This window comes from Georgenia sp. 311, assembly GCF_006151955.1.
Classification (GTDB): domain Bacteria; phylum Actinomycetota; class Actinomycetes; order Actinomycetales; family Actinomycetaceae; genus Oceanitalea; species Oceanitalea wutianyii.
Window position 1 is genome coordinate 26,332 of the sequence record NZ_VDFS01000014.1, and the last position, 13,234, is coordinate 39,565.

Sequence of the window (13,234 nt, forward strand, 5' to 3'; positions counted from 1 at the left end):
GCCCACGGTCAGGGGTCAGTCTCCCCTGGCCGTGGGTCCGGTGCCTGGGACCTTCCCCCGGTTCGCCCTGTGTGTCCGGACACGTCCGGTCACTCGTTGTCCCCTCCCGTGTCGTGCTGCGGGCCGGCGTCCTGCGTCCCCGTCTCCCCGGCATCGGGCCACTGCCACGCGGCGACCTCGGGCATGTCGATGCCGTGCAGGCGGGTGTAGCGGCGCGCGGCCAGCCGTGCGTCGGCCATCCGCTGGCGCAGTCCCGCGTGGCGCGCCCCGAGCCCGGGTACCTGGTCGATGACGTCGATGACGAGGTGGTAGCGGTCGAGGTCGTTGAGCATGACCATGTCGAACGGCGTCGTCGTCGTGCCCTCCTCCTTGTACCCCCGCACGTGGATGTTGGAGTGGTTGGTGCGCCGGTAGGTGAGCCGGTGGATGAGCCACGGGTAGCCGTGGTAGGCGAAGACGACCGGGCGGTCGCGGGTGAAGAGCGTGTCGAATGCGCGGTCGCTGAGGCCGTGCGGGTGCTCCTGCTCGTCCTGCAGCCGCATGAGGTCCACGACGTTGACCACCCGCACCCTGAGCTCGGGCAGGTGCTCGCGGAGCAGGCTCGCCGCGGCGAGCACCTCGAGGGTGGGCACGTCACCTGCGCAGGCGAGGACGACGTCGGGCTCGGTGCCCTCCTCCTCGCTGCCCGCCCACTCCCAGATGCCCAGGCCGCGCTGGCAGTGGTCCTGCGCCTGCTCCATCGTGAGGAAGTCCGGCCCGGGCTGCTTGCCGGCGACGACGACGTTGACGTACTGGCGGGTGCGCATGACGTGGTCGTAGGTGGCGAGCAGCGTGTTGGTGTCCGGCGGCAGGTAGACGCGCACGACGTCGGCGCCCTTGTTGACGACGTGGTCGATGAAGCCCGGGTCCTGGTGGGAGAAGCCGTTGTGGTCCTGTCGCCACACGTGCGAGCTCAGCAGGTAGTTCAGCGAGGCGATCGGCCGGCGCCAGCTGAGCTCGTCGGTGACCTTGAGCCACTTGAGGTGCTGGTTGACCATCGAGTCGACGATGTGGATGAACGCCTCGTAGGAGGTGAACAGGCCGTGGCGGCCGGTGAGCAGGTAGCCCTCGAGCCAGCCCTGGCACTGGTGCTCCGACAGCGTCTCCATGACGCGCCCGACGCGGGCGAGGTGGTCGTCGCGGTCGGTCGCGATGATCTCGGCGTTCCACTGCTTGGCGGTGACCTCGTAGACCGCCTGGAGCCGGTTGGAGGCCACCTCGTCCGGCCCGAAGAGCCGGAAGTTGTCGGGGTTGCGGCGGATGACCTCGGTGAGCCACTCCCCGAGCACGCGGGTGGACTCGCTGACGACGCCGCCGGGCACCGGCACGTCGACGGCGAAGTCCGTGACGTCGGGCAGGCGCAGGTCGCGCAGGAGGATGCCGCCGTTGGTGCTCGGGTTGTCGCTCATCCGCAGGTGGCCCACCGGGGCGAGCGCGGCGACCTCCCCGACGAGCCGGCCGTCGGCGTCGAAGAGCTCCTCGGGCCGGTAGCTGCGCATCCAGTCCTCGAGGGTGCGCAGGTGCTCGGGGGTGTCGCGGGCGCTGGCGAGGGGCACCTGGTGGGCGCGCCACGAGCCCTCGACCTGGTGGCCGTCGATGACCTTCGGGCACGTCCAGCCCTTCGGCGTGCGCATGACGATCATCGGCCAGCTGGGCCGCTCGAGCTCCTCCGGGTCGGTCTGCGCGGCGCGCTGCTTGATGTCGGCGATCTCGTCGAGGACCTCGTCGAGCAGCGCGGCGAACCGGGCGTGGATCGAGACCGGCTCCTCGTCGTCGAAGCCGGCGGTGAAGACGTAGGGGTGGTGGCCGTAGCCGCGCATGAGGTCGGTGAGCTCGTCGTCGCCGATGCGGGCGAGGACCGTCGGGTTGGCGATCTTGAACCCGTTGAGGTGCAGGACGGGAAGGACGACGCCGTCGGTGCGCGGGTTGACGAACTTGTTGGAGTGCCAGCTCGCGGCGAGCGGACCGGTCTCCGCCTCGCCGTCGCCCACGACGGCGAGGACGAGCAGGTCGGGGTTGTCGAGCACGGCGCCGTAGGCGTGGGACAGGGCGTAGCCGAGCTCGCCGCCCTCGTGGATCGACCCCGGCGTCTCGGGGGCGACGTGCGAGGGGATGCCGCCGGGGAAGGAGAACTGGCGGAAGAGCCGGCGCATGCCCTCGAGGTCCTGGGTGACGTCGGAGTACACCTCGGAGTACGTGCCCTCGAGGTAGGTGTTCGCCACGAGGCCCGGGCCGCCGTGGCCCGGTCCGGCGATGTAGAGCATCGGCTGCTCGCGGTCCTGGATGGCCCGGTTGGCGTGGGCGTAGAGGAAGTTCAGCCCCGGCGTCGTGCCCCAGTGGCCGAGCAGTCGAGGCTTCACGTGGTCGGTGTGCAGCGGTTCGCGCAGCAGCGGGTTGTCCAGCAGGTAGATCTGCCCGACGGACAGGTAGTTGGCGGCGCGCCACCACGCGTCGATGCGGTCGATGGTCGCCTCGTCTGGACCCTGCCGGCTGCGCCGGCGCCACACCGCGGGGACGTCGAGAGTGGTCATGGCTGTGCTCCCTGTGTCGGTCGTCACACCCAGCCTCGCTGCTCCCCGGCCCTGCAGCCACCGGAGAGCGCGCCGAACTACCCTGGAGCCGTGTCCACCTCCACGCGGCGTCCCGGGTCGCGCGACTGGCTGCGGGCGGCGACCAGCCGCCGGATGCTCGTCCTGCTGCTCGTCGTGGCCGTCGTCGCCGGCGTGTGCACGCAGCTGGGGTTCTGGCAGCTCGAGCGGGCAGGGATCCGGGGGGAGCGCACGCTGGAGGCCACCCGCGAGGAGCTGCTCGCCGCGCCCGCCGTGCCGCTGGAGGACGTGCTCGCGCCGCAGGCCGCCTTCACCGCTGAGCACTTCGGCCGTCGGGTGTCCCTCGAGGGACGGTTCGACGCCGCCCAGCAGGTTCTCGTGCCCGGCCGGGAGGTCGAGGGGGAGGAGGCGACGCTCGTCGTCACCGCGTTCCACGTCGAGGGTGGCCCGCACGACGGCGCGATCATGCCGGTGCTCCGCGGCTGGTTCCCCGGGGCCGTGACCGAGCTGCTCGAGGCGGGCGGGGGAGTGCGGGTCACCGCGCCACCGCCGCCGGCCGGCCGGATCGAGGTCGTCGGGATGCTCAGCGACTCCGAGGCCGCCGGGCAGGCCGGCCTGCCCGAGGGCTTCGCCGGCGGGATCAGCGCCGGTGAGCTCGCCCAGGAGTGGGGCACGCCGATGTACAGCGCCTACCTCGTGCTCGAGGAGCCTGCGCAGCAGGGCCTGTCCCCGGCGCCGTCGCCGGTGGAGGGGCTCGACGCCGACCCCAACCTCCAGAGCCTCGCCTACGCCGTCGAGTGGTGGGCCTTCGCCCTGTTCGCCGTCGTCTTCTGGCTCAAGGTGCTGCGCGACGACGTCCGCGAGCGCCGGCTCGTCGAGGCCGTCCGGGTCGCCGCTCCGCCGCCCGAGCCGCCCGCGAACTGACCGCGCCGCCGCGGGGCGCGGGGTGCGCGCTGGCGCGCGAGGGCACGGCCGGGCGTGCGGAATCTGCCACCAAGTGCCGCGTCGGGACCGTTCTGCCCGGTTCGGCGCGGCGTGTCGCGGGCGTGTCGCCGACGTGGTGGCAGAAAAACGGGCGGGGCGCCCCGGCAGCGGCACCCGTCAGGCGCCCGGTGCCCGCCCCGGCAGCGGGACGGCGGGGGAGTGCCCGCCGCCCCCGTCACTCCTGCTGCCAGGACTCCCAGAGGGCCGCGTACTCGCCGCCGGCGGCGACGAGGGCCTCGTGCGGGCCGATCTCGGCGATGCGGCCGTCCTCCATGACCGCGACGCGGTCGGCGTCGTGCGCCGTGTGGAGGCGGTGGGCGATCGCCACCACGGTCCGGCCGGTGAGCAGCGCCGACAGGGAGCGCTCGAGGTGGCGCGCGGCGCGGGGGTCGAGCAGCGACGTCGCCTCGTCGAGGACGAGGGTGTGCGGGTCGAGCAGGACGAGCCGGGCGAGGGCGAGCTGCTGGGCCTGGGCCGGGGTGAGCGTGAGCCCGCCCGAGCCCACCTCGGTGTGCAGGCCCTGCGGCAGCGCGGCCACCCACTCGGCGGCGTCCACCGCGGCGAGCGCGCGGACGAGGTCGGCCTCCGCCGCGTCGTGGCGGGCCAGTCGCAGGTTGTCCGCGACGGTCCCGACGAAGACGTGGTGCTCCTGGGTGACGAGGGCGACGTGACGGCGCAGCTCGTCCTCGGGCAGGTCGACGAGCGGGACGCCCCCGACGGTCACCCGGCCCCCGGTGGGCGGGTGGATGCCGGCGAGCATCCGCCCGAAGGTCGACTTGCCCGCGCCCGAGGGACCGACGATGGCGAGCCGCTCCCCGGGGGCGAGCGTGAGGTCGATGCCGTGGAGCACGTCCTCGCCCTCGCGGTAGGCGTAACGCACCTCCTCGGCGCGGACGTCCTCGCTGTCGGGCCGGGCGGTGCCGGGCTCACGGTCGGGCGCGATGAGCTCGATGCCGACGATGCGGGCGAGGCTCGCGGTCGCGACCTGCACCTCGTCGACCCACATGAGCAGCTCGAACAGCGGCCCGCGGACCTGGATGACGTACAGCGCCACCGTGGTGACCGCGCCGATCGTCGTGAGACCGGCGCCGGTGAGGTACCCGCCCCACACGACGACGGCGGCGACCGGCAGCGAGAAGGAGAGCACGGTCCAGAAGAAGACCGACATTCGCAGCTTCAGGGTGACGGTCTCCCAGGTCCACGCCTCGGCGACGGCGGCGTCCGCCTGCTCGCGGCGGACCGCGCCCAGGGAGAGGGCGTCGACCGTGGCCGCGTGCTCCGCGGACTCGGTGAGCACGCCGTTGAGGTCGGCGTAGGCGGCGGCGTTCGCGCGGTACGCCGGCGCCGAGCGCTTGAGGTAGCGGTGGGTGGCGAGGACGAGCACGGGCACGCCGACGAGCATCGCGAGCGCGACGAGCGGCGCGGCGAGCAGCGCGGCGCCGAAGGTGAGGAGGATCGTCGTCGACGTCACGAGGAGGCGGGGCACGCCGAAGCGCACCGCCCACTGGACGCGGTCGATGTCGTTGGTCGTGCGGCCGAGGAGGTCGCCGGTGCCGGCGCGCTCGACAGTCGACAGCGGCAGGTGCGTGACCCCGACGAGGAAGCGCTCGCGCAGCCCGGCGAAGACCTCCTCGCCGAGCAGCATCGCGCTGCGCTGGGCGTACCGGGTGACGACCGACTGCACGAGGACCACCCCGACGAGCCACAGCGCGACGGTGTCGACGTACCGGCGCGTGGTGCCCTGGGCGACGGCGTCGACGAGCCCGCCGAGCATCCACGGCAGGGCGAGCGCGGCGACGGCGGCCAGCGCCTGGAGGAGGACGACGACGGCGAGCGGGCGCCGGTGGGTGCGCAGCAGGCGCCCGGCGAACGCGCGCACGCGCCGGTTGTCGGCGACGGGCAGCTGCATCAGACCACCTCCGAGGGGGCGAGGGAGCGGCCGACGACGTCGTGGTAGGCCTGTGCGTCAGGGTCGCCGGACGCGGCGCGGGCGAGCAGGTCGCGGTGCCGGCCGCGGGCGCGGACGACGCCGTCGTCGAGCAGGACGACCTCGTCGGCCTGCTCCAGGACGAGCGGGGAGGCGGTGAGGACGACGGTCGTGCGCCCGCGGCGGTAGGCCGCGGTCCGCTGGGCGATCCGCGCCTCGGTGTGGGCGTCGACGGCGCTGGTCGGCTCGACGAGGACGAGCACCTGCGCCTCGGTGAGCAGCGCGCGGGCGAGCGCGACGCGCTGCCGCTGGCCGCCGGACAGGGAGCGGCCCTTCTCGGTGATCGCGCCGTCCAGGCCCTCGGGGAGGGACTCGAGGACGTCGTGGGCGTCGGCCGCATCGAGGGCGCGCAGGAGCGCCGCGTCCTCGATCCCGTCGGCGCGCGCGTCGAGCGCGCTGCGCAGCGTGCCGGTGAACAGCTGCGGCGCGGAGGAAGCGACGACGACGCGGCGGCGGACCTCGGCGAGCGGCAGGTCGCCCAGGGGTACGCCGTCGAGGAGGACCGAGCCGGCAGAGCGGTCGTCGAGGCGCCCGAGGCGCGCGGCGAGGGCCTCCCCCTCCCCGGGGCGGGTGGTGACGACGGCGGTGAGCCCGCCGGGCACCGGCTCCACGCCCGAGGTCTCGTCGACGAGCCGGCCCGGCGTCGTGGGCACGACCGGCACGGGCAGGGAGTCGGCGGCCTCGGACTCGGCGAGGCTGCCCGCCTCCGGCGTCACGGAGAGCACGCCGATGATCTTGCGGGCGGCGACGCGGGCGCGGGTGAAGAAGTTGAGGAACTGGGTGACCCAGCGCAGCGGCTCGGAGAGGAACGCGGTGAACCCGTAGAAGGTGACGAGCTGGCCGGGGGTGATGGTGCCCTCGATCGCCTGGCGCGCCCCGAGCCACACGACGCACGCGACGAACAGGCCGGGCAGGAGCACCTGGAGCGCCTCGAGCACCGAGGACAGGCCGGCGACCCGCACGCCGGCCGCGCGCACCCGCTGGGACTGGGCGCGGTACCGCTCGGCGAAGACCTCCTCGCCGCCGATCCCGCGCAGGATCCGCAGGCCGGAGACGGTGTCGGTGGCGAGCGTCGCGAGGCGCCCGGTGGCGTCGCGCTGCTCCTTCTGCCGCGCCTGGAGGGGGCGGATGAGGAAGGAGACGACGACGGTGACGAGCGGCAGCCCGAGCGCGACGACGATCCCGAGGCTCGGGGACTGCTGGAGCATGTAGAGGGTGACCGCGAGGTAGCCGGCGAGGCCGCCGACGAACGCGGGCAGCAGCTCCAGGACGTTGCCGACCTGGAAGGAGTCGTGGGCGACGGCGCTGACGACCTCGCCGGTGGGCAGCTCCTCACCGATCGCCGGGCCCGTGCGGCTCACGTGGTGGCCGACGAGGCGGGTGGTGGTGAAGGAGCCGTGCAGCCACCCGCCGACCTCGGCGGCGTGGCCCAGGCTCGTGGCGACGGCGCTGAAGAGGCCGACGGCCACGAGGGCGAGGGCGAGCCACAGCAGCCGGGCGGACACGCCGTCCTCCAGGCCCGCGTCGAGCGCGAGGCCCAGGAGCAGCGGGACCGCCGCGCCGGCGAGGGAGACGGCAGAGGTGAGCAGGCAGGCGACGACGAGGGTGCGCCATGCGCCGCGGCCGGTCCACAGGAGGTACGCCGTCGGGGACCGGAGGGAGGGGTGGCCGGGGTGGCCGGTCGGGACGTCGAGCACGGCGTCGAGCCTACGTCGGCGCGCCGCGCGTCCTCAGCCTGTTTTCCGCCGTGCCCGGCGCTCCTGAGACACTGGGGCCGACCCGTAGAGGCGGGCAACGGAGGAGGAGAAGTGAGCGAGGAGTCCACGGAGACCGCGGCAGGACCGGGCACGGCGCTGCGCGCCGAGCGCGAGCGCAAGGCGAGAGGAGCCTGGCGGTTCTACCAGGTCATGGCGTTCGTCACAGGTGTGATGCTCCTCCTGCTCGTCGTCGAGATGGTGCTCGTCTACCTCGTCCAGGTGGGGCCCGACGTCACGTCGTGGATCGCCTGGATCCCCTTCGCCCACGGCTGGATCTACGTCGTCTACCTCGTGAGCGTCTTCAACCTCTGGTCGACGATGCGCTGGGGCCTGGGCCGGATGGCCGCCCTCGTCGTCGCCGGCGTCGTCCCGGTGCTGTCCTTCGTCATGGAGCACCGCGCGGCGTCGTGGTTCGCGACGGACCTCCCGCGCGTCGTGTCGCGCCCCGCGTCTACGCTGGCCCGGTGAGCATGACCGACGCCCCCACCACAGCCGAGCGGGCCGCTACGCCCCGCCCCGTCCTCGTCGTCGACTTCGGCGCCCAGTACGCCCAGCTCATCGCCCGCCGGGTGCGGGAGGCCGGGGTGTACTCCGAGATCGTCCCCCACACCCTGCCGGTGGACCGCATCCTCGCCAAGGACCCCGCGGCGATCATCCTGTCCGGCGGCCCCGCCTCGGTGTACGCCGAGGACGCCCCCGGCGTGGACCCCGAGCTCTTCGCGGCCGGCGTGCCCGTCCTCGGCATCTGCTACGGCTTCCAGGCCATGGCCTCGGCGCTCGGTGGCAGCGTCGCGCGCACCGGTGACCGCGAGTACGGCGCGACCGTCGTCGAGCTGTGCGCCGCCGGCACCCTCCTCGAGGGCACGCCCGAGCACCAGCAGGTGTGGATGAGCCACGGGGACGCCGTCCAGCAGGCCCCCGAGGGCTTCTCCGTCCTCGCCACCTCCCCGGGCGCGCCCGTCGCGGCCTTCGAGGACCGCGAGCGGCGCCTCTTCGGGATGCAGTGGCACCCCGAGGTCCGCCACTCCGACTTCGGCCAGGCCGCCCTCGAGCGCTTCCTCTACGACGGCGCGGGTCTGCAGCCGACGTGGACCGCGGGCAACGTCATCGCCGAGCAGGTCGCCGCGATCCGCGCGCAGGTCGGCGACGCGCGCGTCATCTGCGGGCTGTCCGGCGGCGTCGACTCCTCGGTGGCCGCCGCCCTCGTCCAGAAGGCCGTGGGCGACCAGCTCACCTGCGTGTTCGTCGACCACGGGCTGCTGCGCGCCGGTGAGGCCGAGCAGGTCGAGCAGGACTTCGTCGCCGCGACCGGCGTCAACCTCAAGGTCGTCGACGCGAGCCGGCAGTTCCTCGACGCGCTCGCCGGGGTGACCGACCCCGAGACCAAGCGCAAGATCATCGGCCGCGAGTTCATCCGCACCTTCGAGGCGGCCGCCCGCGAGATCGTCGCGGAGGCCGGCCACGACGAGGAGGTCCGCTTCCTCGTCCAGGGCACCCTCTACCCCGACGTCGTGGAGTCCGGCGGCGGTGAGGGCGCGGCGAACATCAAGTCCCACCACAACGTCGGCGGGCTGCCCGAGGACCTGCAGTTCGAGCTCGTCGAGCCGCTGCGCACCCTGTTCAAGGACGAGGTCCGCGCCGTGGGCCTGGAGCTCGGGGTGCCCGAGGCCATCGTGTGGCGCCAGCCCTTCCCCGGCCCCGGCCTGGGCATCCGGATCGTCGGCGCGGTCGACGCCGAGCGGCTCGCCGTCCTGCGCGCCGCGGACGCCATCGCCCGCGCCGAGCTCACCGCGGCCGGCCTGGACCGGGACATCTGGCAGTGCCCCGTCGTCCTGCTCGCCGACGTCCGGTCGGTCGGGGTCCAGGGCGACGGCCGCACCTACGGCCACCCGATCGTGCTGCGGCCGGTGAGCTCGGAGGACGCGATGACGGCCGACTGGTCGCGCGTGCCCTACGAGGTCCTCGCCCGGATCTCCAGCCGGATCACCAACGAGGTGCCCGAGGTCAACCGCGTCGTGCTCGACGTCACGAGCAAGCCCCCGGGCACCATCGAGTGGGAATGAGGGTCCTCCACGTCTCGGACTGCTTCCCTCCCCGCACGGGAGGGATCGAGACGCAGGTGCACGACCTCGCCGTCCACCAGGCCGCGGCCGGGTTCGACGTCCACGTCGCGACGGCGACGGCGGGGGCCGACGGCGCCCGCCGCGCCACGCGGGTGCTGGGCTCCGGCGTGCGCGTGCACCGGATGGCCTCCGCGCTCACCCTCGGGGTGCCGGTCAACCCGCGCGGCACCTGGCTCCTGCGCGAGGCGGTGACCCGGTTGCGCCCCGACGTCGTCCACGTCCACGCCGGGGTCGTCTCCCCGTTCGCTCTCGACGGGGTCGTCGCTGCCCACCTCAAGGGCGTGCCGCTCGCCGTCACGTGGCACTGCATGCTCGACGGCTTCGTCACCGGCTTCCGCGGTCTGACGCGGCTCGCCCACCTGCCGGGTGAGGGGGCGGCCGTCTCCGCCGTCTCCCGGGTCGCGGGTGAGCGCGTGGCGCGCATGCTCAGGCGCGAGGACGTCCTCGTCGTGCCGAACGGCCTGGACGTCGAGGAGTGGCGACCGACGGGCGCCGGCCCGGCCGTGGAGCACGGCCCGCTGCGGCTCGTCGCCACCCAGCGCATGGCTCCCCGCAAGCGGGTGGCCCCGCTCGTCGAGATCGTCGCCGAGGCCCACCGGCGGCTGGGGCCGGGGCCCGGGGGCGCACCTCGCGTCCACCTCACCGTCATCGGCTCCGGGCCGGAGGAGACGCGCGTGCGCGCGCTCGTGCGCCACCACCGCCTGGAGGACGTCGTCTCGCTCCTCGGGGGCCTGCACCGCGACGAGCTCGCCGCGCGGTACGCCCAGGAGCACGTCTTCGTCGCCCCCGCCCAGCTCGAGGCCTTCGGCATCGCCGGGCTCGAGGCCCGCGCCGCCGGGCTGCCGGTGGTCGCCGGCCGGGGCACCGGGGTCAGCGAGTACATCACCGACGGCGTCGACGGGCTGCTCACCCCGGACCGCAGCGACGGCCTCGGTGACGCCGCCTCCGACGCCGCCCTCACCAACGCCGTCGTCCGGCTCGCCGAGGACCGCGACCTCCTCGGCCGCCTGCGCGCCCATGCCCGGACGGTGCCGCCCGCGGCCGACTGGCGCGACGTCCGCGCGGCCTGCGAGCGGCTCTACGAGCGAGCCGGCGCGGCTCTCTGACGCCCCGGGCCCCGGCGGCGGCCCGCGCGCTCCACTCGGGCGCGCCCGCCGTCGCGTTTCCTGCCACCAAGTCGGCGACACGCGCGCGACACGCCGCACCGCATCGGGCATTCCGGGCACGCGGCAGGACGTGCTGGCAGGTCTCGCGCGGCACGGGTGCGCGGAGCATGCCCGAACGGTCAGCTCCGGCGACCGCCTGCGGGCGGGCCGCGGCGGCGGTCAGGCCCCTGACCTGGCAGTTCACGCCCTTCCCGGGCCGGGTGAGGGGCGGCTGCGGCCCGCTGGGCGGGCGTGGGCAGCGGCTCGCCGACCCGGCGGACGGGTGTCCCAGGTCACGTCGTCAGGTGCGGTAAAAAACGCCTGTACTGGGACCATTGGCCCTGAACCGGACAATCCGGAATGCCAGGATCGTCCTCAGGACCTCGAAAGCGAGGCCACAACCTCGGGGCCTCCGAGGCCACGATCGAAAGGGACCACCACCATGAGCACCACCCGCGGCACCGGAATCGCCCGCCTCGCCGGCATCATCGCCATCGTTGCCGGCATCATCTTCATCGTCGCCGGCGGCGTGACCTGGGGCATGGTGACCAGCCAGCTCAAGGCCGAGAACATCACCGTTCCCGACGACGCCGCGTTCCTCGCCGGCGCCGAGGTGCAGGGTCCGTTCTCCGCGTTCGCCCAGGCCGACATCATCAACACCCACGCGCTGGCCGGCACCGAGGGCCGCACCTACGCCGAGCTCGGCACCGCGATGCGTGAGTTCGAGCCCGGGAGCCCCGAGCACACCGAGCTCCAGGAGCAGCGCACCTCCGTGATGAACGCGTCCTTCCTCCGCGCCTCGCTGTTCACCTCGGTCGTCTCCTACGGCGTGGCCGCCCTGGTCATCGGCCTCGGCGCCCTGTTCGTCCTCCTGGGCCTGGGCATGAACCAGCTGGCCAAGGCCCCCGCCACCGCCGGCCCCGCCGCGGCCCCGGTCCGCGAGCCCGTCGCCTGACCTCCAGCACCACACAACGCCGAGAGCCGGCCCGTGCACAACGGGCCGGCTCTCGGCGTTCCTGCGTCCTCAGTCGCCGCGGGCGACCAACGCCTTGACGAGGAGGCCGACGCCCGCGAGGGCGAGCAGCCCGATGAGCGCGGCCTCGAGGTCGATCGTCAGCCCCGCCCCGACGGCGAGGACCCCGAGCCCGAGGAGGAGCAGGATGATCCCCCAGACGATGGTGCCGACACGCGGTCCGCGGCTCGTGCGGTGCGCGCTGGTGTGGTGGTCGCTCATGACGTCTCCTCGATGTAGAGCTGGCCGAAGCTGACCTCGGCGTCGACGGTGATCCGCGGACCGTCGCCCTCCCGGGCGAGGGTGGTCCTGATGCCGACGCCGTTGGTGAGCGAGTCGTCGGTGCGGGTGGAGCCCCACACGGGCAGGTTCGGGCCGGTCCACTCGTCGTCGAGCCGGCCGACGACCTCCCCGGCCCCGACGGCGGCCTCGACGGTGACGTCGGCGCCTTCCGGGACGATGAGGTGCAGGTTGCCGAAGGTGACGCTCGCGGGGACGGTGACGTCGGTGTCCGTGTCGAGCTCGGAGAGGTCGACGACGAGCTCACCGGCGACGAGCGAGAAGCCGCGCTCGGCGTCGGCAGCGGTGCGCGGGACCCACGTCGGGTCCCCGGCCCACGTCGTGGCGCTCGAGCCGATCCGGGCGAAGCCGGGCAGCGCGGCCGCGGCTGCGGCGGTCGGCACCATGACGAGGGCGATGAGGAGCGCGAGCACCCCGAGACCGCCCTGCGTGCGGCCGCGCAGGCCGCTCACGAGGACCCCGGCGCCGAGCACCGCGAGGACGGCGCCGCCGCCGACGAGCCACGGGTTCGCGTCGAGCACGCCCTGGTGGTTCGCCAGCGCCACACCGGCCGCGGTGAGGAACGCGAGGGCGAGCACGAGGCTCGTGGCCCGCGAGCCGGGCCCGGGCACCGGGACCGGCGGGGTGCCTCCGGTGCCCCGGTCGGTGCCCGGGGGGACCGGCGGGGTGCCGGTGCCCCACCCGGACAGCGGGTCGGAGGTGCCGCCGGTGCCCCAGGCGCCGCCGGTGCCCCAGGCGGCGCCGGGGGTGGTGCCGGGCAGCGGGTCGGAGGCGGCGCCGGTGCCCCACGAACTACCGGGAGCGGCGCCGGGTGCGGAGCCGGGCAGCGGGTCGGAGGTGCCGCCGAGTCCCCAGGCCTCGGCCCACGAGCTGCTGCTGTCGGAGGCCGAGGCGGCCGAGGGGGAGGCGGCCGAGTGGGACGGCGCCGCGGCGTCGGGCGCGGTCCCGTCCGCTGCGGTCCTGTCGACCGCGGGCAGCGTCGTGGTCGTGTCCCCGGGCGTGGTCGGGCCGGCGTCCTGCGCGGGGAGCGGGGCCGTGGCGTCGGCGGCGGCTTCGGCGCTCGCAGGCAGGGTGGCAGTGGTGGCCGGCAGGGGGGTCGTGACGTCGGCCGCCGGGGTGGCGTCCTCGGGGCGCACGGTGGGGGCGTCGACGTCCTCGCGGACGTCGTAGGCCGGGTGCGGCGCGGCGGCGGCCCAAGGACCGGGCACGAGGTCGGTACCGGGCGTCGTCGCGTCCGGGGAGGCCGGGGAGGCCGGAGACGCAGGGGGCGGCGGGGGCGGGACCGGCCCGCCGGCGGGCGGCCCGCCCGACGGTGCCCGCGTGCCGCCCTCACGGCCC

9 protein-coding genes and 1 pseudogene are annotated in these 13,234 nt (G+C 74.7%); 5 read left to right on the top strand and 5 right to left on the bottom strand.

Features of this window, described 5'->3' with window-relative positions; translation table 11 throughout:
* Positions 1 to 89: 89 nt before the first annotated feature.
* Entirely contained in the window at positions 90 to 2,570 is a 2,481-nt protein-coding gene (locus tag FHE66_RS01525) for a phosphoketolase (RefSeq protein WP_139071229.1), read from the bottom strand.
* 90 nt (positions 2,571 to 2,660) lie between these two features.
* Here FHE66_RS01525 and FHE66_RS01530 point away from each other — a divergent pair, with 90 nt between their 5' ends.
* Entirely contained in the window at positions 2,661 to 3,512 is an 852-nt protein-coding gene (locus tag FHE66_RS01530) for an SURF1 family protein (protein WP_139071230.1), read from the top strand.
* Between the two features lie 235 nt (positions 3,513 to 3,747).
* Here FHE66_RS01530 and FHE66_RS01535 read toward each other — a convergent pair whose 3' ends face one another.
* Positions 3,748 to 5,481 (bottom strand): ABC transporter ATP-binding protein, encoded by a 1,734-nt coding sequence (locus FHE66_RS01535; protein WP_139071231.1) that lies wholly within the window; start codon positions 5,479 to 5,481, stop codon positions 3,748 to 3,750.
* Positions 5,481 to 7,256: an ABC transporter ATP-binding protein gene (locus tag FHE66_RS01540; protein WP_139071232.1), complete on the bottom strand. Its 1,776-nt coding sequence runs from the start codon at positions 7,254 to 7,256 to the stop codon at positions 5,481 to 5,483. Before FHE66_RS01540 ends, FHE66_RS01535 begins: the two co-directional genes overlap by 1 nt.
* A 111-nt stretch (positions 7,257 to 7,367) precedes the next feature.
* Between FHE66_RS01540 and FHE66_RS01545 the strand changes: the two genes are divergently transcribed.
* The 4 genes from FHE66_RS01545 to FHE66_RS01560 all read left to right on the top strand — a co-directional run bounded on the left by FHE66_RS01545 (position 7,368) and on the right by FHE66_RS01560 (position 11,539).
* Positions 7,368 to 7,784, top strand: a complete 417-nt coding sequence (locus FHE66_RS01545) for a DUF3817 domain-containing protein (protein WP_230976430.1) — start codon at positions 7,368 to 7,370, stop codon at positions 7,782 to 7,784.
* A gap of 2 nt (positions 7,785 to 7,786) precedes the next feature.
* Complete coding sequence (guaA, locus tag FHE66_RS01550; protein ID WP_139071270.1) at positions 7,787 to 9,379, top strand: glutamine-hydrolyzing GMP synthase; 1,593 nt, start codon at positions 7,787 to 7,789, stop codon at positions 9,377 to 9,379.
* The gene (locus FHE66_RS01555) at positions 9,376 to 10,545 is read left to right on the top strand and encodes a glycosyltransferase family 4 protein (RefSeq protein ID WP_139071233.1); all 1,170 of its coding nucleotides are present in this window, start codon (positions 9,376 to 9,378) and stop codon (positions 10,543 to 10,545) included. Before guaA ends, FHE66_RS01555 begins: the two co-directional genes overlap by 4 nt.
* A 481-nt stretch (positions 10,546 to 11,026) precedes the next feature.
* The gene (locus FHE66_RS01560) at positions 11,027 to 11,539 is read left to right on the top strand and encodes an aromatic ring-opening dioxygenase LigA (protein ID WP_139071234.1); all 513 of its coding nucleotides are present in this window, start codon (positions 11,027 to 11,029) and stop codon (positions 11,537 to 11,539) included.
* 69 nt (positions 11,540 to 11,608) lie between these two features.
* Here FHE66_RS01560 and FHE66_RS01565 read toward each other — a convergent pair whose 3' ends face one another.
* Positions 11,609 to 11,818: a hypothetical protein gene (locus tag FHE66_RS01565; RefSeq protein WP_139071235.1), complete on the bottom strand. Its 210-nt coding sequence runs from the start codon at positions 11,816 to 11,818 to the stop codon at positions 11,609 to 11,611.
* Positions 11,815 to 13,234 (bottom strand): annotated as a pseudogene (locus tag FHE66_RS01570) (cell wall-active antibiotics response protein); the annotation flags it as partial. The gene FHE66_RS01565 and the pseudogene FHE66_RS01570, both read right to left, overlap by 4 nt.

Bases quoted from the DNA above. Each gene is read 5' to 3' on its own strand.
- FHE66_RS01555 (WP_139071233.1), top strand. From the start codon at position 9,376: ATGAGGGTCCTCCACGTCTCGGACTGCTTCCCTCCCCGCACGGGAGGG.
- FHE66_RS01560 (WP_139071234.1), top strand. From the start codon at position 11,027: ATGAGCACCACCCGCGGCACCGGAATCGCCCGCCTCGCCGGCATCATC.
- FHE66_RS01525 (WP_139071229.1), bottom strand. From the start codon at position 2,570: ATGACCACTCTCGACGTCCCCGCGGTGTGGCGCCGGCGCAGCCGGCAG.
- guaA (WP_139071270.1), top strand. From the start codon at position 7,787: ATGACCGACGCCCCCACCACAGCCGAGCGGGCCGCTACGCCCCGCCCC.
- FHE66_RS01535 (WP_139071231.1), bottom strand. From the start codon at position 5,481: ATGCAGCTGCCCGTCGCCGACAACCGGCGCGTGCGCGCGTTCGCCGGG.
- FHE66_RS01565 (WP_139071235.1), bottom strand. From the start codon at position 11,818: ATGAGCGACCACCACACCAGCGCGCACCGCACGAGCCGCGGACCGCGT.